We start from the raw sequence: 18866 nt of genomic DNA, 5'->3' as shown, positions 1-18866 counted from the left end.
CCTACTCCCCTTCGTCATGCTCCGGCGCGCTATCGCCGCGTCCTTTGAACCCTTGCGCGATCACATATAGCTCGGGCGACCCCTTGCGGCTTGCAGGCGGCTTGGCATGTTTCACGCTCGCGAAATTCTGCTTGAGCAGCATCAGCAATTCGCGGTCGGCGCCTCCGGCGAACACCTTGGCGACGAAGGCACCGCCGGGCAACAGCGTCTGGACCGCAAAATCGGCGGCCGTCTCGGCGAGAGCGATAGTACGCAGATGGTCGGTCTGCGGGTGGCCGACGGTGTTGGCCGCCATGTCCGATATCACGAGGTCGGGCGCACTGCCGAGCGCCTCGATCAGCGCGTCGGGGGCAGCATCGTCCATGAAATCCATCTCGAGGATCACAACGCCTTCGATCGGTTCGCAGGCGAGCAGGTCGATACCGGCGACGCGCGCGCGGGGGTTGGCCTTGCGTACCACCTGCGACCAGCCGCCAGGCGTGATGCCCAGATCGACAACCGCACGCGCCTTCTTGAGAAAGCCGAATTTGTCGTCGAGCTCGATCAGCTTGTACGCGGCGCGCGACCGATAGCCTTCGGCCTGCGCGCGCCGCACATAAGGGTCGTTGAGCTGACGCTGCAGCCAGCGCGTCGAGGATGCGGTGCGCCGACGCGCGGTCTTGACGCGCTCGTGCAGTCCGCCGCGCCCGCTTCCGCCCCCGCCTCCGCCCTTGCGTCCGCTCATTTGCGATACTCGCGCCGGGTGACTGGAATGTCGCGCCCCTGCATCGCCAGCGTGCGCAATATCCCTTCGCGAATACCGCGATCGGCAACGCCGACGCGCAATGCGGGCCACAGATCGATGATGCTTTCAAGGATCGCGCAGCCCGCGACGACCAGATCGGCGCGTTCGCGGCCGATGCACGCGATTTCGGCACGGTCGTCGAGGCTCGCCTCGGCGAGCCGGCGGCTGATGTCGCGCATTGCGTCGGTGGGAACGACCAGCCCGTCGACCGCGCGCCGATCGTACCGAGGCAGATCAAGAAAGACGCTCGCCAGGGTCGTTACCGTGCCGCTCGTGCCGAGCAAACGCAGCGGCTGGCCTTCGTAGCACTTCACCCGTTCGGCGAAACCGGCGAAGGCCTCGCGCGTCACCGCGCGCATATGGGCATAGCTCGCCTGCCGGGCCGAGAGATTATCCTCAGCTGGCGGCGCATGTTCGGTCAGCGAGACGACGCCCCACGGCACGCTGATCCAGTCGCGGATCGCAACATCATGGTCGGATATATCGACGTGCATCAGCTCGGTCGAACCGCCCCCGATGTCGAAGATCAGCGCCGGACCGTCGCCGGGTTCCATCAGATTGTGGCAACCCAGCGCGGCAAGTCGCGCTTCCTCGGCGGCGGAGATGATGTCGAGTACGATACCGGTTTCGCGGCGCACCCGGTCGGCGAGCTCGACCCCGTTGGCGGCGCGGCGGCACGCCTCGGTCGCCACCGCGCGCGATAGGGTGACATGGCGGCGGCGCAGCTTGTCGGCACAGATGGCGAGCGCGGCGACGGTGCGGTCCATCGCGGCTTCGCTGATCCGGCCGGTGCTGTGCAGCCCTTCGCCGAGGCGCACGATACGCGAAAAAGCGTCGATGACGACCAGTTCGCCCTCCTGCGGGCGCGCGATCAGCAAACGGCAATTATTGGTGCCAAGGTCGATGGCGGCATAGCTGCGCGGCCGTACGACCGGCACGGGCCGCGGGGGCGGTGCCGTCTTGTTTCGTCCTTTTGCCGCCTGTCCTGACCGCGGCGGTCGGCCCGATGGCGCTGCCATTTGCCGCATGATTTAAATGACCTGTCTCAACTCACCCACCCGCGATCAGCCGCGGGTGTGCACTTGGGACCGAACCTAGGCGCGCCCCGCCGCGATGGCAAGGCGCATGGCGCAGCAAAACCCCGCCCGGCGCGGGGCCGGACGGGGCAAGGGAGACTGTTTTTTGTTGGGGCTCGGGCCTGCCTTAGCGACGGCAGCCGTCATTGCCCTTGTCGATGGCGCGGCCGGCGATGGCGCCGACGGCGCCGCCGATGATCGTGCCGACGGTGCGGTCGCCACGGCCGGCGATTTCATGGCCTGCGAGGCCGCCCGCGATCGCGCCGATGATGGTGCCGCCGGTGCCATTGTCGCACTGGCGATAATTGCGGCGGTCGTAGCGACGATCGTAGCGGCGGTCGGCTCGATAGTCGCGGCGGTCATAGCGGCGCTCGTAACGGTCGTGGCGACGGTCGTCGCGACCATAGCCGCTGTAATAGGTGCCATAGCTGCCGTCGTAATAGCCCTGCTGGGCGGCGGCCGGCGTCGCCACGCCCAGCGTCGCGGTCGACATCAGGGCGGCGAGGGAGAGCGTCATCATCTTTTTCATCGTCTTTCTCCTTCAATCTCTTGCGTCTGCCCGGTGCGGGCGGTGGGTCGATGAAAGGGTTTTGCCCGATTCGTCTTGAGGGAAGCCTGAACGCCATTGTTGGCATTTGTTCAGCTTCGCGCGCCGGACACCGGGCTTGCCTGCGAGGAAGGTTCGGGCCTATCGCCGCGGCGATGCGCCGCCTTCTCTCCGCCGCCGCCATCTTCCTTTTGCTTGGCCCGCTGCCCGGAACCGAGCAGCGGCTGCGTGTCATGGACCGCACCTCGCAACGGATCGAGGCGCGGCCCCTGGTCTATCCGGCGGGGCAGACCGGAACGCTGCGCTTCGTGCGCGGCTGGCAGCTCGTCAGCCCCAATGCCATGTTCGGCGGCTTTTCCGCGCTGGCGCTGACCGGCCCCGACCGGTTTCAGTTAGCCGGGGATAACGGCGTCCTGGTCCGCATGACCCTGACCGAAGACGGCCGGCCGCGCGCCGCGCACATCGGCACGATTCCGTCACCGGCCGGGCCGTCCCCGACCGGCGGCGAGCGCAACAAATCGCAGCGCGACGTCGAATCGATGCTGGTCGACCCGCTAAGCGGCCGGACCTGGCTGGCGCTAGAAGGGCTCAATCAGGTCTGGCGGCTCGATCCGGCGCTGACGAAGATCGAATCGCGCCGCGCCTTGCCCGAACCGGCCTGGCCGTCGAACAGCGGGCCGGAGGCGATGGCACGGTTGGCCGACGGCCGGACCCTGATCTTTTCCGAAGACGCGCACCGCGATCCGCGGGGACGAGAGGCGCTGCTCTACACGGGCGACCCGGCCGCACCGGGGCCGGCGCCGCTGCGCTTCTTCTATGAGGCAGAAGGAAAGGGGCTGGTCAGCGATGCCGCGCCGCTACCCGACGGCCGCGTTCTGCTCGTTCACCGGCGGCTGGGCCTCTCCCCGATCTTCACGACGATCCTCGCGATCGTCGACCCCGCCGATATTGCGAAGGACGCTCCCGTCCGGTCGATGGCGATCGGTCAGGTTCCGGCGCCGCTCGCCGACAATTATGAAGGGGCGGCCGTTATGCGGAGGGATGGCCGCACGTTCGTCTGGCTCGTCGCGGACAATAATTTCAACGCCTGGCAGCGCAGCCTGCTCGTCGAATTCGAACTCGTCGACCTGCCGGGCAGCAAAAAGGCCGCGCGGTAAACCGGCGGCCTTTTGTCGCAGCACGTCGAAGGACGAATCAGGCGGCCTTTTCGGCCAGCTTCTTCGCGACTTCCTTCTTGATCTTGCGGGCGTTGTCCGAAAGCAGATTGTCGCCGGTCTTCATCAGCCAGTTGTCGAGGCCGCCATTATGTTCAACCGAACGCAGGCCGTGGGTCGACACGCGCAGCTTCACGCCCTTGCCGAGCGCGTCCGACAGCAGCGTCACATTCTGCAGGTTGGGCAGGAAGGTACGCTTGGTCTTGTTGTTGGCGTGGCTGACATTGTGGCCAACCTGGCGGCCCTTGCCGGTCAGTTCGCAAATGCGCGACATCGTCTTCTTCCTCACAAAATCTGGGCGGCGTGCCGGTTGGCGCGAAAGGCGCCGAAGGGACCGGGTGGGCCGGGAAAGGCGCGCGCTTATCGGCTTGCCGGAGATTCGTCAAGCGATTAGCGGTAGGAAATGCCCTCTTTCCCCCTTCCCGAACCCATGCGCCGCGCGCTCGACCTTGCCCGGATCGCCGCAGATTGGGGCGAAGTGCCGGTCGGTGCGGTCGTCGTCAAGGACGGTGCGATCGTGGCCGAAGGCCATAACCGCCCGCGCGAATCGCACGATCCCACCGCGCATGCGGAGATTGTGGCGATTCGGGCGGCCGCGGCGAAGCTCGGCAACGAGCGGCTCGACGGCTGCGACCTCTATGTCACGCTGGAACCCTGCGCGATGTGCGCGGGTGCCATCGCCCATGCTCGCATCGCGCGCCTCTATTATGGCGCCGACGATCCGAAGGGCGGGGCGGTCGCGCATGGTCCGCGCGTCTTCGCGCAGCCGACGATCCATCATCGCCCCGAAATCTACGACGGGATCGGTGCCGGTGAAGCGGCGATGTTGCTCCGCGATTTCTTCGCGGCGCGTCGCTGACCGTCAGAGCCCCAGAAATTGATCGACCCATTGCGGTACCAGCTGCGTTGCCGGTCCCTGCCGCGCCTCGTCGAACCAATAGCTGCCCTGGCTCGGCTCCATATTGAGCTCGAGCGTGCGGGCACCCGCCTGCCGCGCCTCGCGCACGAAACCCGCGGCGGGATAGACCGCGCCGGAGGTGCCGATCGAAACGAACAGGTCGGCGCGGTTGATGGCGCGATATATGTCGTCCATCCTATAGGGCATCTCGCCGAACCACACGACGTCGGGGCGCAGATAGCCGACCAGGCCGCACGCCGGGCAGGCGGGCCGGTCGATCAACGTGCCGGACCATGGGCTGCGTCGGTCGCACGCGGTGCACCACGCGTTCAGATGTTCGCCGTGCATGTGAATCAACCGCTTCGCGCCCGCGCGCTCGTGCAGATCGTCGACATTTTGCGTGACGATCAGCAACTCGCCGGGCCAATGCGCGTCGAGCCGTGCCAGCGCAGCATGGGCGGCGTTGGGCTGTTTGGTCTGGATCGCGGCGCGGCGCGCATCGTAAAAGCGGTGGACCAGATCGGGATCGCGGACGAAAGCTTCGGGCGTCGCCACATCCTCGACCCGATGCTGTTCCCAAAGCCCGCCGCCGTCACGGAAGGTGTCGATACCACTTTCGGCCGACACGCCCGCGCCGGTCAGGATCACGATGTTATGGACGCCGCTCATGCGGCCTCTCTATCGAGACGCAGTGGCGGCTTCATCCTTTTTCATCAATCCGGCCCGTGCCGGGCGAGCCGCGCCTCGACTTTGCGCGATCGGAAGCGCTAAGGGGGATGGGGTAAGGGGACGCGTCATGACGAGCATCGGCATCATCGGCAGTCAGGGACGGATGGGCGTCGCGCTCGCCGCCGCGATTTCGGAGGCGGGGCAGCGCAGCTGCGGCGTCGACAAGGGCGGCGATGTCGCACGGCTCGTTGCCGCCGCCGATGTGCTCGTCGATTTCTCGTCGCCGGGGGCGCTGGAGGCGACGCTCGACGCCTGCATTACCGCAAGGAAGCCCATCGTCATCGGCACGACGGGGCTTGAGGAGCGTCACCATTATCTGATCGACGATGCCGCGAAGGATATCGCGGTGCTCCAGACGGGCAATACTTCGCTTGGCGTCACGCTGCTTGCGCATCTGGTGCGCGAGGCGGCGGCGCGGCTCGACGCCGATTGGGATATCGAGGTGTTGGAAATGCATCACCGGATGAAGGTCGATTCGCCGAGCGGCACCGCCCTGCTGCTTGGTCAGGCAGCCGCCGAGGGGCGCGGCATCAGCCTCGACCGCTGCTCCGAACGTGGCCGCGATGGCGTCACCGGGGCGCGTGGCCATGGCAAGATCGGCTTCGCATCGCTGCGCGGCGGGACCATCGCCGGCGACCATGATGTCATCTTCGCCGGGCCGGAGGAAATGATCACTCTGTCGCATCGCGCCGAAAACCGCATGATCTTCGCGCGCGGCGCGGTGCGGGCGGCGCTGTGGCTGATCCACCAGCCGCCGGGTCGCTACACGATGCCGCAGGTGCTCGGCCTCTGAACGGGCTTGCGGCGCGCCGATTTCGGCGTATTGCTCTCCTAATACGGCATCGCTGCCAAAGTTGAGGGGAGATATCGCGATGAACCCAGCCGCAGAAACCGCGGGCTACATCGACAGCCTCGGGCCGCAGGCGCTGGCGAAGGCGGCCGCCTATACGCACGGCAATCACTGGCTGCTCTTGTGGGGCTTGCTCGTCGCGGCGGCCGTGACCCTGCTTTTCGTGCGGCTGCGGGTTCTCGATCGCATCGATACGCGTCTGGCGCGGCGCGGCTGGGCACTGCGGACCTGGGTGCTGTGCGCGGTCTTCTTCCTGCTTTCGGCGCTCGTCACTCTGCCGTGGGACATTTACACCGGCTGGATTCGCGAGACCGCCTATGATCGCACCAGCCAGCCGCTCGGCGACTGGCTCGGTCAGGCGGCGATCTCGACCGTCATCACCGCGCTGCTCGGCGGGCTCTTCTTCCTCGGCGTCTATGCGCTGATCCGGCGCACGGGCAAGCGCTGGTGGATCTGGTCGGGCGGGCTGGCGGCGATCGCCATTTCGGCGTTTCTGCTCGTCGCGCCGATCGCGATCGAGCCTTTGTTCAACAAATATACACCGGTTCCCGATGGGCCGGTGCGCGATGCGCTCGTCGAGATGGCGGCAAAGGCCGACATACCCGCTGACCGTATCTATATGTTCGATGGATCGCGCCAATCGAACAATTTCACCGCTAATGTCTCGGGCATCGGTCATTCGGCGCGCATCGCGATCTCGGACGTTGCGATCGGCAAGGCCTCGCTCGACGAGGTGCGCGCGGTGACGGGGCACGAGATCGGCCATTATGTGCTCGGCCATATCTGGCGCATGGTTTTCGTCTTTGCGGCGCTCGCGGTGCTGCTTTTCTTTTTGGCCGACCGGCTCTTTCCGCGCCTCGCACGGCTGTTCGGCAGCGATGCCGAGATCGGCGATCCGCGCGGCTTTCCTGTCCTGATTTTCTTCCTGTCGCTGTTCGGCCTCGTCACCCTGCCGATCACTAACACGCTGATCCGCATCGACGAGAGCGAGGCCGACCTTTATTCGCTCAAGACCGAAAACCGGCCCGATGCGCTTGCCACCGCGCTCGTCAAGACCGCCGAATATCGCAACCCGCGCCCCGGCGCGGTCGAGGAGACGATCTTTTACGACCATCCTTCGGTCGAACGGCGCGTGCGCGTCGCGATGGACTGGAAGGCGGCGCACCCGCCCGCGGCCGAATGAAGAAGGCCGACATCTTCGAATTCTATCGCCGCCTTGCCGAACTCAACCCGAGTCCGGAAACCGAACTGGAATTTGGCAACACGTACCAGCTGCTCGTCGCGGTGGTGCTGTCGGCGCAGGCGACCGATGTCGGGGTGAACAAGGCGACGCGGCGACTGTTTCAGGACGTGAAGACCCCGCAGCAGATGGTCGACCTTGGCGAAGACGGCCTCAAACAGCACATCAAGACGATCGGGCTGTTCAACGCGAAGGCGAAGAATGTCATCGCGCTCAGCGAAATTCTCGTCCGCGACCATGGCGGCGAAGTGCCCGCCGACCGCGATACGCTGGTCGAATTGCCCGGCGTGGGGCGCAAGACCGCCAATGTCGTCATGAACTGCGCCTTCGGGGCGGAAACCTTTGCGGTCGACACGCACATTTTCCGCGTCGGCAACCGCACCGGCCTTGCGCCCGGCAAGACGCCTCTCGCGGTCGAAAAAAAGCTCGACAAGGAAACGCCGCAGCCCTTTCGCGTCGGCGCGCACCACTGGCTGATCCTGCACGGTCGTTATATCTGCAAGGCGCGCACCCCCGAATGCTGGCGCTGCCCCGTTGCCGATCTGTGCCGTTACAAGCCCAAGACGCCCGCCCCGAAGGGCTGGCAGGCTCCCTGATAGCGCGTCCGCCGGGCGGTCAGGCGACCGGCCCGACGCGCGGATCGGGATCGAGCCGTATCCGCGGCAATGCGCGGCCACTCAGCTTCGCGAACAGGCGCGGGACGAGGGCGTGGCGCTGCGCCCAGGCCCAATAGGCCTGATAGGCGGGATCGCCGAGCAGATGCTTTTCCTCGGTCTTGGCGCGCCAGTAATAGACGCCGCTGACCGCCGCGAGCAGGATGGTGTTGCGCACCGCGTCGGCGGCGCTGCCAGATGTGACGAGGAAGGGCAGCGAGCCGATCCACCAGCTCAGATTCTTCGACACATAGGCGGGGTGCCGCGTGAAGGCATAGGGGCCGTGGGTGATGACGCCGCGGTGGGTCAGGTTCGAAAAGCGGATGCCGAACGCCATCGTCGCCCAGGCGTAGATGCCGACCAGAAATACCAGCGCCACGCCCCACAATGTCATCAGCGTGTCGTGCCCCTGAAGCCAATAGCCCCAGTCGGACCCGTTCACCGTATAATCGAGCGGCCCGCCGTTCATCAGAATGAAGGGCGGGTAGCAGACGAGCGCCGCGACCCACGCCATGCCATAGGGATTGGCGGTGCGGATATGCGCGTCGAGCGGCTTGAGGGTCAGGATATAGCCGACGGTCGCGACATGGACATCGACCAGATAGAGCAGGTTGATCGTCCAGATGCCGGTCATATAGGGATTGGCGAGGACGTCGCGCATCGGCACGCTGGCCAGTGACGAGAAATTGCCCGGCACGATCGACAGCATGAAGGCGGTGAAGAACCCCTTCACCGCCCAGGCGCGCAGATGATGCGCGATCGCGCGCCCATCGACGGGCTGGGCGCGGCCCGACTGGCGCGGCGCGATCAGCCAGCGTCCGAACTGGTAACAGCCGTCGCGCGGTTCGACCATGCGGCGGTCGAGCCACAGCATATAGGGCACCGATACGAGCAGCAGCCACGGCACCACCCGTTCGAGCAGGTCCATCGAGAAGGCGTAATTGCCCTCCCAATAATAGCGCATCACGGCATAGAATCCGGCGATCAGCGCCCAGGTCGTCCACAGCCCGGCGATCTTGGTCAGGCTGATGTCGACCGTCTCGCGCCACGGGCGGCGCAGCGACCAGTCGATGCCGGTCGACGGATTGCGGTGCACCTTGTCGACGAACAGCGACCACAGCACCATTGGAACGCCGCAGGCAAGGACGCTGGCGATCGCCGAATTGGGGCCGTTCATCGGCCCGCGCTGTCCCCAGTCGACGCCCAGATAGGCCGCGATTTCGGGCGCGTAGCGCGCGATCAGCAGATAGGAAAACAGGCCCAGGATACCGACGATCCCGACCCCGGCGCTGACCGCCGATCGGGGGCGCGAAGCGGGCGCTTCGATGGCGTCAGCCGCCGTCTCGGCGGCCGCCGGAACGGCAAGATCGGGCATATGGGTCACCCCCTCGTCCTAGGCCGAAATGGTAAGCAAGCCGTCAACGATAATCCCCGATTCGCGGCGAAAATGCCGCCCGATCGATCATAGTTGCGACGGTTTGACACCGTTCACCGCGAGTCAGGTTCGATTCAACCCGACTCGGCCGCTGAAGAGTCGCGATGCCCCGCCGGCGCTGGTAAAGGCCCCACCAAGTCGGGGCGGAGGGCTCCATCAGAACAACAAGACGGGGTCGTAGCTTGTCTTCCCAATCGACGGGTCTGCGCCATTGGCGCCAGCGTTTTAATGCGCTGTTCCAGGACCATGAAATCTTCATTCGCACGCACGGCCATGTCCGGTTTCTGCGTATCAGCGCCGTTTGGCAAAAGCGCGTTGCGCTGATCGCTGGCGCGGTGCTGCTCGCTTGGGCTGCGATTACGCTCGCTGTGTTCGTCAACCAGCTGCTCACCGCCGACGAGCGCGCCGAAGTCGCGCAGAAGCAGGCGGCTGCCGCGGCTGCCGAGCAGCGCATCGCGCGCTATCGCGACCGCGTCGGCGAAATCGCCGCCGACCTCGACGAGCGGCAAAAGCAGCTCGAACAGTGGCAGCAGGATTATTTCGGCAACGAAGCGCTGCCCGCGCCGGCGAAGGCGGCCGATGGTGCAAAAGCCGACGGCGACGCCGCGACGCCGCTCAAGACCAGCGCCATCGATCCGCGCCTGCCCCCCGAAGCACAGGCGCTCGCGCGCATCGAGGCGCGGCAGGAGGCCTTTTCGTCGCGCCTGCTCGCCGCGGTCAACGCCCGCGCCGCCAAGGCCGAAAGCGCGGTCGCCAAGCTCGGGCTCGATCCGCGCGCGCTCGTTCGCGACGCCTCGTCGGGTCGTGGTGGTCCGCTCATCCCCTTCCAGCGCCGCGGCGGCAATGCGGGCGCGCTCGGCACCAGCTTCGCCGCGCTCGAAGGCGCGCTGTTCCGTATGGAAGTGTTCGAACGCACCCTCGTCGCGATTCCTTCGGGTCAGCCGGCGCATGTGCTGATGCTCTCATCGAGCTATGGCTATCGCAGCGATCCCTTCACCGGCGCCGGTGCGATGCACGCGGGGCTCGATTTCCCGGGGCCGATCGGCGCGCCGATCCTCGCCGCCGCGCCCGGGCGTGTCAGCTTCGTCGGCCAGAAGTCGGGCTATGGCAATGTCGTCGAGGTCGATCATGGTCAGGGTATCCTGACCCGCTATGCCCATTTGTCGGGTTTCAACGCCAAAGTGGGCGACCGCGTCACCGCGGGGCAGCAGATCGCCCGCATGGGCAGCACCGGCCGCTCGACCGGCAGCCATTTGCATTTCGAAGTCCGTTTGAACGGGGTCGCGGTCAATCCGCGGCGTTTTCTGGAGGCCAAAGCCGATGTTCTCAAAGTCAAAGACGACGCCCGACAGCGGGTCGGCGCCCTCGCTTCCGCCGGTGCCCGCTAAGATGGCGACCGGCGCCCGTCATACCACTTTCTCGATCATCGGGTCGGATGTGGTCATCACCGGCAATGTGTCGGCCAGTGTCGACCTGCACGTCGACGGCAAGATCGAGGGCGACTTGAAATGCGCCAACCTCGTCCAGGGCGAGGCGAGCGAGATCAAGGGCGGTGTCGTCGCCGAGACCGCTAAGCTTGCGGGTCTGGTCGACGGGTCGATCGAGGCCAAGACGCTGATCATCCACGCCAGCGCGCGGATCACCGGCGACGTGACCTACGAAACGATCACGATCGAAAATGGCGGCAAGGTCGACGGCAAGCTGTCGCACCGCCGCGCGGGTGCGGCCAAGGCGCCTCCGGCGCTCGAAGTCGTCGGCGAAAAGCCGGCCTCGTTCGGCGCCTGACCGACCGCGATTTTCCGGTCGGCACGATGGTGTGCTGGCAATGGGGCCGCGGCGAAGGTCGCGGCGTGATCGCCGAGCGCTTCGACCGCCGCGTCGAACGCACGATCAAGGGTAGCCGGATCGTGCGCAACGGGAGCGCGGGGAATCCCGCCTATCTGATCGAAATGCTCGACGGGCGCTGCGTGCTCAAGCTTGCGAGTGAACTCGCGCCGGCTTGACCGCGGGCGGCGATTGGGGGGCAGGGGGGATCTGCCCAACTTCGGGTCTTGCGCGCCCCCGCGCAGACGCCATAGTCGCGAACCATGCGCACCCTTACCGCTCCGCTCGCCCTCGCCGCCGCCTTGCTGGCCGCCGCGCCCGTCCATGCCAAACCCGCCGATGCGGGTACCGCGAAAAAGATCCTGATCGACAGCGTCGCGATCCCGACCGTCGCGGGACGCGGCAAGGTGCCCGAACTTGCGGCCTATTATGCCGAGGTGCTGAAGGCGGCGGGCTATGCCGACAGCGACATCGTCATCACCCCGATGGGCGAAACCGCGACCTTCGCCGCCACGCTGCAGGGAACGACGAAGGAAAAGCCGATCCTGCTGCTCGGCCATATGGATGTCGTCGAGGCCGACGCGAAGGACTGGACGCGCGATCCGTTCGTGCCGGTCGAGGAGAATGGCTATATTTTCGGGCGCGGGTCGGAGGACAATAAATTCGACGTCGCGATGATGGTCGCCACCATGGCGCAGCTCAGGAAGGACGGCTTCAAGCCCAAGCGCTCGATCATCCTGCTGCTGTCGGGCGACGAGGAAACGTCGATGATGACGACGCGTGCGCTCGCCGCCAAATATAAGGGCGCCGAACTCGCGCTCAACGGCGACGGCGGCGGCGGCCTGATCGGTGAAGACGGCAAGGCGCAATATTACGCTCTGCAGGCCGGCGAAAAAACCTATGCCGACTTCACGCTGGAGGTCACGAACCCCGGCGGTCACAGCTCGCGCCCGTCGCCGACCAATGCCATCGTTCAATTGTCGAATGCACTCGCCAAGGTGGGCGCCCATCATTTCCAGCCGCAGCAGAACGAACTGACCAAGGTCGGTATGCCGATTGTTGCCGATCAGGTCGGCGGTGCGATCGGCGCAGCGCTCAAGACCTTTGCCGCAAACCCCGCCGACGCGGCGGCGATCGCGACGATTACCGCCGATCCTGAATATGTCGGCCAGATCGGCACCACCTGCGTCCCGACGCTGGTCAACGGCGGTCACGCCGAAAACGCCCTGCCGCAGCGGGCGACCGCCAATATCAACTGCCGCATCTTCCCTGGCGTGCCTGTCGAGGCGGTGCGCGCCGAACTCGAACGCGTGATCGCCGACCCCGCGGTGGCGGTGAAGCCCGATCCCGACGCGAGCGCGAGCGACGCCTCGCCGCTGCGCCCCGATGTCATGGCGGCGGTGACGAAGGCCGTCCATGGGCGCTTCCCGGGCCTGCCGATCATACCGTCGATGAGCGCAGGGGCGACCGACAGCTATCATTTCCGTATGCTGGGCGTTCCGAGCTATGGCGTCGCGGGTCTGTTTTCGAAGGCGAGCGACAGCTACGCGCACGGGCTCAACGAGAGGGTGCCGGTCAACGCCATTCCCGGCGCGCTTGCGCATTGGGACAGCCTGCTGCGCGACCTGGCGAAATAATCGTCCGAACCTATGCCGTCGCCCCCGCCCGCGCGGGGGCGACGATTATATGAGCGCCGCCACCGCCCGCTCGACCATCGCCGCCGCCGCATCGGCGCCGAAGCTGCTCGCGTCGAGCGACAGTTCGAGCCACAGCCCGTCGACCATGGCGGTAAGCAGGATCGCGAGCTGGTCGGGGTCGCGCGCGCCGCACGGCGCGAGCAGGTCGCGCAGCCGGGCGCGATAACCGGCATAGCTATCGGCATGGATGGCCGCCATGCGCGCATCGCTGCGCGCGAGCGCCCAGAAAGCGGTCCACGCGCCGAGCAATTGCGGGTCGGTCACCGGCGGGCGGAAGCTGGCAGTCAGATAGGCGGTCAGCCGCGTGTGCGGATCGGGGCCCGCCGCGTCGGTGGCGGCGGCGAAGACCGCATCGATCCGGTCGCTCGTCGCCTGATAGGCTGCGGCGATCAGATCGTCGATGCCGCCGAAATAATGGCGCAGCAACCCGGGCGACACGCCCGCCTTCGCGCAGATCGCGCGGACGCTCGTTCCCGCCAGCCCAAGCTCGGCAAGACATGCCGCGGTCGCGTCGATCAGGTCGGCCCGGCGGGCGTCGGCACTTTCGCGCGTAAAGGCTTGGCGAGCGGCGGTCATATTGTTATACATGTGTATAACAAGGAACGAGCCATGGCAACTGCACCCCTTCGCGATTCGCATCCCGATCCGCTCGACGGCTGGTCGCTCCCGGCCTGGACCTATAGCGACCCCGATTTCTACGCCGCCGAAATGGCGCGCATCTTCCGCCCGAGCTGGCAGGTCGTCTGTCATGACAGCGACATTCCCGCGGCGGGCGACTGGCACAGCATCGATTATTGCGGCGAAAGCGTGATCGTCGTGCGCGGCGCCGACCGCGTCGTGCGCGCCTTCACCAACGTCTGCCGCCACCGCGGGTCGCGGCTGGTCGACGGCGCGGCGGGCTGCGCGAAGAAGCTCGTTTGCCCCTATCACGCCTGGACCTACGAACTCGACGGGCGACTCTCGGGCGTTCCCGATTCGGCGAGCTATCCGACGCTCGACAAGGAAAAGGCGGGGCTCGCGCCCGTCGGCCTCGAACAATGGCGCGGCTTCTGGTTCGTGCGGCTGGAGGACGACGGCGGCCCGTCGGTCGCCGCGATGATGGCGCCCTATGAAGCGATGGTCGAACCCTATCGTTTCGCGGAACTCGGCGCATTGGGGCGCGTCACGCTGCGCCCGCGCGATGTGAACTGGAAGAATGTCGGCGACAATTATTCGGACGGCCTGCACATTCCCGTCGCCCACCCCGGCCTGACGCGATTATTCGGAAAAAGCTATGGCGTCGAAGCCGAAGATCGCGTCGATCGCATGTGGGGCGACCTCGCCGACCGACCGTCGGCGAACTGGTCCGAGCGGCTCTATCAGCGGTTGCTGCCGCCGGTCCCGCACCTGCCGCAAGCGAACCAGCGGCACTGGCTCTATTTCAAGCTGTGGCCCAATGTCGCCTTCGACATCTACCCCGATCAGGTCGATTTCATGCAGTGGCTGCCGACCGGCCCGACGAGCTGCCTGATCCGCGAAATCAGTTACGTGCTTCCCGATGCCCGCCGCGAGATGAAGGCCGCGCGCTATTTGAACTGGCGCATCAATCGTCAGGTCAATGCCGAAGATACGGCGCTGATCACCCGCGTCCAGCAGGGCATGCAATCGCAAAGTTTCCAGATGGGACCGCTCAGCGACAAGGAAGTCTGCCTCAAGCATTTCTGTGCCCGGATGCGCGCGATCATCCCCGAAGCACGGCTGGAGCAGGCGCCGGCGGCGGGGTGGAGCCGCGCTTGACCGGCACGGCGCCCGTGGTGATCGTCGGCGGCGGTCCCGCCGGGATGGTCGCGGGGCTGCTCTTCGCGCGCGCCGGGGTGGCGGTGACGGTGCTCGAAAAGCACGCCGACTTTTTTCGCGATTTTCGCGGCGACACGGTGCACCCCTCGACGCTCGATCTGTTCGACGACATCGGCCTGCTTGGCGCGCTGCTCGCGCTTCCGCATGCCGCGATCGACACGATGACGCTCGACCTGCTCGGGCGCCGCTACACGATCGCGACGCTCAAGCATCTGCCCGTTGCCGCACCCTTTGTCGCGATGATGCCGCAATGGGATCTGCTCGACTTCATCGCGCGCGAAGGCCGCAAATATCCCACCTTCGACCTGCGCATGTCGACCGAAGCGACGGGATTGCGCCACGATGCCGCCGGCCGCGTCGACGGCGTCACGCTGGCGAGCGGTGAAACGCTGCCCGCGCGCCTTGTCATCGCCGCGGACGGGCGCCGCTCGGTGCTGCGCGATGCCGCCAGGCTGCCGCTCGACGATCTTGGCGCACTGATGGATGTGCTATGGTTCCGGGTGCCGATGCCGGCGGATCTGGACATGACCGAAGTCCCGCTCGGTACGATCGACAAAGGCGGCATGGTCGTCGCGATACCGCGCGGCGATTATTGGCAGTGCGCGCAGATCATCGAAAAGAGCGGCTTCGCGGCGGTCGAGGCGCGCGGTATCGCGGCCTTTCGTGAGACAATCGTTTCGATAGCGCCGGGCCTCGCCGCCGGGATCGACGCGATCGGCGGCTTCGAAGACGTCAAGCTGCTGTCGGTCGCGCTCGATCGGCTGACCCGCTGGTGGCAGCCCGGATTGCTCGCGATCGGCGATGCCGCGCACGCCATGTCGCCCGTCGGCGGCGTCGGGATCAACCTTGCGGTGCAGGATGCAGTGGCCGCCGCGAACATCCTTGCGGCGCCGCTCGTCGCCGGCGCGGACCCCGATCCCTTGCTCGCGCGGGTGCAGGACCGCCGATGGAAGCCCACGACAAAGATGCAGGCGCTGCAGCGTTTTGCGCACCGGCGCGTCGTCGAACCTGTGCTGCGCGGCAAGATCGATCATGTACCGCTCGCGATCCGCCTGCTCGACCATATCCCGCTGCTGCGCCGGATTCCCGGCCGCATAGTCGGCCTCGGCTTCGGGCGGCAGCATGTTCAGTCCCCACTTGCGAAAGATTTTTCATGACCAAAGCCTATGACGCGCTGATCATCGGCGCCGGCCACAACGGCCTTGTCTGTGCCTTTTATCTTGCCAAGGCGGGGCTGAAGGTCCGTATCGTGGAGGCGCGCGACGTCGTCGGCGGGGCCGCTGTGACCGAGGAATTCGCGCCGGGCTTCCGCAATTCGGTCGCGAGCTATACGGTCAGCCTACTGCAGCCGAAGGTGATCGCCGACATGAAGCTCGCCGATCATGGCTATCGCGTCATCGAGCGGCCGATCAGCAATTTCCTTCCGCAGGAGGATGGCGGCTATCTCAAACTCGGCGCCGGGCTCGAACGCACGCAGGCCGAGTTCCGCAAGTTCAGCGCCCGCGATGCCGAGGTGCTGCCGCAATATTATGACGCGCTCGAAAATGTCGCCGAACTGCTCCGCGATCTTGCGCTGCGCGTCCCGCCCAATGTCGGCGAAGGCATGCGCACGCTGCTCGACGGCGCGCGGCAGGGGCGGCGCTTCGCGACGCTCAGCCTCGAACAGCAGCGCGATGTGCTCGACCTGTTCACCAAGTCGGCGCGTACAATGCTCGACAGCTGGTTCGAGAGCGAGGCGGTCAAGGCCGCCTTCGGCTTCGATGCCGTCGTCGGCAACTATGCCAGCCCCGACACGCCGGGCAGCGCCTATGTCCTCCTCCACCATGTCTTCGGCGAGGTGAACGGCAAGAAGGGGGCGTGGGGCCACAGCGTCGGCGGCATGGGCAAGATCACCGAGATCATGGCCAAGGTCTGCCGCGATCATGGCGTCGAAATCAGCCTCGAAAGCCCGGTAGCGAAAGTGCTCGTCGACGGCGGCAAGGCCGTGGGGGTCAAGCTCGTCGGCGGCGAGGAGATTGCGGCGGCGCGGGTGATCGCCAATGTCGGACCCAAGCTGCTTTACGAACGGATGATGGACGCGGGCGACCTGCCTGCCGATTTCGAACGCCGGATCAAGGGTTTCAAGGCAGGCAGCGGCACCTTCCGGATGAATGTCGCGCTGTCCGAACTCCCCAGATTCACCTGCCTCCCCGAACCGGGCGAGCATCACCAGTCGGGGATCATCCTCGCGCCGACGCTCGACTATATGGACCGCGCCTTTCTGGATGCGAAGCGCGACGGCTGGTCGAAGGAACCGATCGTTGAGATGCTCATCCCCTCGACCGTCGATGACAGCCTTGCCCCTGAAGGCTGCCATGTCGCCAGCCTCTTCTGCCAGCAGTTCGCACCCGAATTGCCGGACGGGCGCGACTGGGACGATGAGGAGGAAGCCGCGGCCGATTGCATCATCGACACGGTCGAAAAGCATGCGCCGGGCTTCCGCGCCAGCATCGTCGGGCAGACGCGCCTCAGCCCCAAGGGTCTCGAACGCAAGTTCGGGCTGGTCGGCGGCGACATCATGCACGGCAATATGAGCCTCGATCAACTCTGGTCGGCGCGGCCGGTGCTTGGCAATGGCGGCTATCGCGGGCCGGTGAAGGGGCTCTACATGTGCGGGGCGGGAACGCACCCGGGGGGCGGCGTCACCGGCGCGCCGGGGCATAATGCGGCGCAGGTGATCCTGCGCGACCGCGGTCTATTCGCGCCCCGCTGGCGCTGAGGCCGCGCCCCCGCGGCGCCGCATCAGCAGATAGATGGGTAGCCCCGCCGCGGTCATCGCGACGCTCCACAGGCTCGCCTCGATCCCGGCGCCGTAGAAGGCCCAGCAGCTGTAGCCGAAGCCGACGAGGGTCAGCGCTGCAAAGCCCGGCGAGACGCGCAGGCTGCCCGCCTGTTCGAGCCGCAGCGCCGACAGGCTGCCGACGACATAAAGAATGATCGCGGTCGAAGTGGTGATGAGCACCATGAAGGTGAAAAGTTCGGCGAGGCCACGCGAATAATTGGCATAGACGACGATGCTCGCGAGCAGGCTCGACGCGATCTGCGCCATTTGCGGCGACCCGAAACGATTGTCGCGCCCGAAAAGGGAAGGGAGCAGGCCGCGATGGGCGAGGTCGCGCGGAATCTCGCCCTGCAGCATCACGAATCCGTTGAGCGCGCCGAGCGCGGCGATCGCGGCAAAGACCGCGACGATATCACCCGCCAGCGGGCTGACCAGCGTTCCGAAAAAGGTCGCATAGGCGGCGTTCGACTGTTGCAGCGTTTCGACGGGCAGCAGCATGGTGACCGCGGTGCAGGACAGGAGATAGAGGAGGCCGGTCGCCGCGGCACCGATCAGTGTGGCGCGCGGGATCATCCGCTCGGGATCGCGCACCCGGTCGCCAACGACGGCGGCGCTTTCGAAGCCGAGCAGCGCGAACAGCGTCAGCGTCGCCGCGCCGCTCACTGCCGACAGGCTGACCGGCTGGGTATGCGCCATCCCTGCGGCATGGCTTTCGCCGGTACCGAGCAGCCAAGCCGCGACCAGCACCGCGCCGATCACCGGCACCAGCTTCAACAGCAGCGTGATGATCTGCGTCTCGCCCGCGCGGCGGATGCCCGACAGGTTGATGAGCGTGAACAGCCACAGGAAGCCGATCGCGACCAGCGCGGGCAGCTGCCCCTTGTCGCCCAGCCTGGGGATGACGATCGAAAGATTGCTGACCGCCGCGACGGCGAGCGTCGCATTCGCCGTCCAGCAACTGATCCAGTAGCTCCAGGCGACGGTGAATCCCGTGCCGGGGCCGAAGGCTGCATTGGCATAGGTGAACGTCGCGCTGCCGCCGGGCAATCGCCGCGCAAGCCGCGCAAAGACGATGGCGAGGCACAGGGTGCCGGTGATCGTCACGCCCCAGCCGATGACCGCGTTCAAGCCGAGCGGCGCCAGGTCCCGGGGCAGGAGGAACACCCCCGACCCGATCATATTGCCCATGACGAGCGCGACGCACATGGCGAGACCGAGCTTCTGCCCGGCCTCGCCCTGTTGCTGTGCGGGGTTCGTCACCC

At 66.4% G+C, this 18866-nt stretch carries 20 protein-coding genes; 12 read left to right on the top strand and 8 right to left on the bottom strand.

The window, feature by feature from the left end:
* Position 1 precedes the first annotated feature (1 nt).
* The 3 genes from AOA14_RS06195 to AOA14_RS06185 all read right to left on the bottom strand — a co-directional run bounded on the left by AOA14_RS06195 (position 2) and on the right by AOA14_RS06185 (position 2389).
* Positions 2-724, bottom strand: coding sequence for an RlmE family RNA methyltransferase (locus tag AOA14_RS06195; protein ID WP_062901190.1), 723 nt, complete (start codon positions 722-724; stop codon positions 2-4).
* Positions 721-1812 carry a Ppx/GppA phosphatase family protein gene (locus AOA14_RS06190; protein ID WP_082819843.1) on the bottom strand — a complete coding sequence of 364 codons (1092 nt, stop codon included), beginning with the start codon at positions 1810-1812 and terminating at the stop codon, positions 721-723. The genes AOA14_RS06195 and AOA14_RS06190 overlap by 4 nt, the downstream gene beginning before the upstream one ends.
* 175 nt (positions 1813-1987) lie before the next feature.
* The gene (locus tag AOA14_RS06185) at positions 1988-2389 is read right to left on the bottom strand and encodes a glycine zipper 2TM domain-containing protein (protein ID WP_062901188.1); all 402 of its coding nucleotides are present in this window, start codon (positions 2387-2389) and stop codon (positions 1988-1990) included.
* A gap of 173 nt (positions 2390-2562) precedes the next feature.
* Here AOA14_RS06185 and AOA14_RS06180 point away from each other — a divergent pair, with 173 nt between their 5' ends.
* Complete coding sequence (locus AOA14_RS06180) at positions 2563-3564, top strand: esterase-like activity of phytase family protein (protein ID WP_062901187.1); 1002 nt, start codon at positions 2563-2565, stop codon at positions 3562-3564.
* A 37-nt stretch (positions 3565-3601) separates the two neighbouring features.
* Here the strand turns inward: AOA14_RS06180 and rpmB are convergent, their stop codons facing one another.
* Positions 3602-3895, bottom strand: coding sequence for a 50S ribosomal protein L28 (gene rpmB, locus AOA14_RS06175; RefSeq protein WP_003050690.1), 294 nt, complete (start codon positions 3893-3895; stop codon positions 3602-3604).
* Between the two features lie 129 nt (positions 3896-4024).
* Between rpmB and tadA the strand changes: the two genes are divergently transcribed.
* Positions 4025-4480, top strand: coding sequence for a tRNA adenosine(34) deaminase TadA (tadA, locus tag AOA14_RS06170; protein WP_062901186.1), 456 nt, complete (start codon positions 4025-4027; stop codon positions 4478-4480).
* Between the two features lie 3 nt (positions 4481-4483).
* On the opposite strand, the gene AOA14_RS06165 is transcribed toward tadA, so the two are convergent.
* Positions 4484-5188, bottom strand: a complete 705-nt coding sequence (locus tag AOA14_RS06165; protein WP_062901185.1) for an NAD-dependent deacylase — start codon at positions 5186-5188, stop codon at positions 4484-4486.
* Between the two features lie 127 nt (positions 5189-5315).
* On the opposite strand from AOA14_RS06165, the gene dapB reads away from it, so the two are divergent.
* From dapB to nth, 3 genes are all read left to right on the top strand, one after another.
* A complete protein-coding gene (gene dapB, locus AOA14_RS06160; RefSeq protein ID WP_062901184.1) occupies positions 5316-6041 on the top strand; it encodes a 4-hydroxy-tetrahydrodipicolinate reductase in 726 nt (241 codons plus the stop codon).
* 79 nt (positions 6042-6120) lie between these two features.
* On the top strand, positions 6121-7281 hold the full coding sequence (locus tag AOA14_RS06155) for a M48 family metallopeptidase (protein ID WP_062901183.1): 1161 nt from the start codon (positions 6121-6123) through the stop codon (positions 7279-7281).
* Positions 7278-7934: an endonuclease III gene (gene nth, locus AOA14_RS06150; protein ID WP_062901182.1), complete on the top strand. Its 657-nt coding sequence runs from the start codon at positions 7278-7280 to the stop codon at positions 7932-7934. The genes AOA14_RS06155 and nth overlap by 4 nt, the downstream gene beginning before the upstream one ends.
* A gap of 19 nt (positions 7935-7953) precedes the next feature.
* On the opposite strand, the gene AOA14_RS06145 is transcribed toward nth, so the two are convergent.
* Positions 7954-9366, bottom strand: a complete 1413-nt coding sequence (locus tag AOA14_RS06145) for a methyltransferase family protein (RefSeq protein WP_234179265.1) — start codon at positions 9364-9366, stop codon at positions 7954-7956.
* Between the two features lie 242 nt (positions 9367-9608).
* Between AOA14_RS06145 and AOA14_RS06140 the strand changes: the two genes are divergently transcribed.
* From AOA14_RS06140 to AOA14_RS06125, 4 genes are all read left to right on the top strand, one after another.
* Positions 9609-10814 carry a M23 family metallopeptidase gene (locus AOA14_RS06140; RefSeq protein ID WP_062901181.1) on the top strand — a complete coding sequence of 402 codons (1206 nt, stop codon included), beginning with the start codon at positions 9609-9611 and terminating at the stop codon, positions 10812-10814.
* Between the two features lies 1 nt (position 10815).
* Entirely contained in the window at positions 10816-11211 is a 396-nt protein-coding gene (locus AOA14_RS06135) for a bactofilin family protein (RefSeq protein ID WP_086457467.1), read from the top strand.
* Positions 11212-11237: 26 nt separating this feature from the next.
* A complete protein-coding gene (locus tag AOA14_RS06130; RefSeq protein ID WP_062901179.1) occupies positions 11238-11429 on the top strand; it encodes a hypervirulence associated TUDOR domain-containing protein in 192 nt (63 codons plus the stop codon).
* An 84-nt stretch (positions 11430-11513) separates the two neighbouring features.
* Positions 11514-12887, top strand: coding sequence for a M20/M25/M40 family metallo-hydrolase (locus tag AOA14_RS06125; RefSeq protein ID WP_062901178.1), 1374 nt, complete (start codon positions 11514-11516; stop codon positions 12885-12887).
* A gap of 45 nt (positions 12888-12932) precedes the next feature.
* Here the strand turns inward: AOA14_RS06125 and AOA14_RS06120 are convergent, their stop codons facing one another.
* Positions 12933-13523 (bottom strand): TetR/AcrR family transcriptional regulator, encoded by a 591-nt coding sequence (locus AOA14_RS06120; protein ID WP_238929736.1) that lies wholly within the window; start codon positions 13521-13523, stop codon positions 12933-12935.
* Positions 13524-13556: 33 nt separating this feature from the next.
* On the opposite strand from AOA14_RS06120, the gene AOA14_RS06115 reads away from it, so the two are divergent.
* The 3 genes from AOA14_RS06115 to AOA14_RS06105 are packed head-to-tail and all read left to right on the top strand — an operon-like array spanning position 13557 to position 17541.
* Positions 13557-14723 (top strand): aromatic ring-hydroxylating oxygenase subunit alpha, encoded by a 1167-nt coding sequence (locus AOA14_RS06115; protein WP_062901176.1) that lies wholly within the window; start codon positions 13557-13559, stop codon positions 14721-14723.
* Complete coding sequence (locus tag AOA14_RS06110; protein ID WP_263588151.1) at positions 14720-15940, top strand: FAD-dependent oxidoreductase; 1221 nt, start codon at positions 14720-14722, stop codon at positions 15938-15940. The genes AOA14_RS06115 and AOA14_RS06110 overlap by 4 nt, the downstream gene beginning before the upstream one ends.
* A complete protein-coding gene (locus tag AOA14_RS06105; RefSeq protein ID WP_062901175.1) occupies positions 15937-17541 on the top strand; it encodes a phytoene desaturase family protein in 1605 nt (534 codons plus the stop codon). The genes AOA14_RS06110 and AOA14_RS06105 overlap by 4 nt, the downstream gene beginning before the upstream one ends.
* Here the strand turns inward: AOA14_RS06105 and AOA14_RS06100 are convergent.
* Positions 17518-18864 carry an amino acid permease gene (locus AOA14_RS06100; protein ID WP_062901174.1) on the bottom strand — a complete coding sequence of 449 codons (1347 nt, stop codon included), beginning with the start codon at positions 18862-18864 and terminating at the stop codon, positions 17518-17520. The genes AOA14_RS06105 and AOA14_RS06100 overlap by 24 nt on opposite strands.
* Between the last annotated feature and the right edge of the window lie 2 nt (positions 18865-18866).

Origin of the sequence: Sphingopyxis terrae subsp. terrae NBRC 15098, from assembly GCF_001610975.1 — a bacterium.
Taxonomy (GTDB): domain Bacteria; phylum Pseudomonadota; class Alphaproteobacteria; order Sphingomonadales; family Sphingomonadaceae; genus Sphingopyxis; species Sphingopyxis terrae_A.
This window is presented reverse-complemented; position numbering and strand designations above follow the sequence as displayed.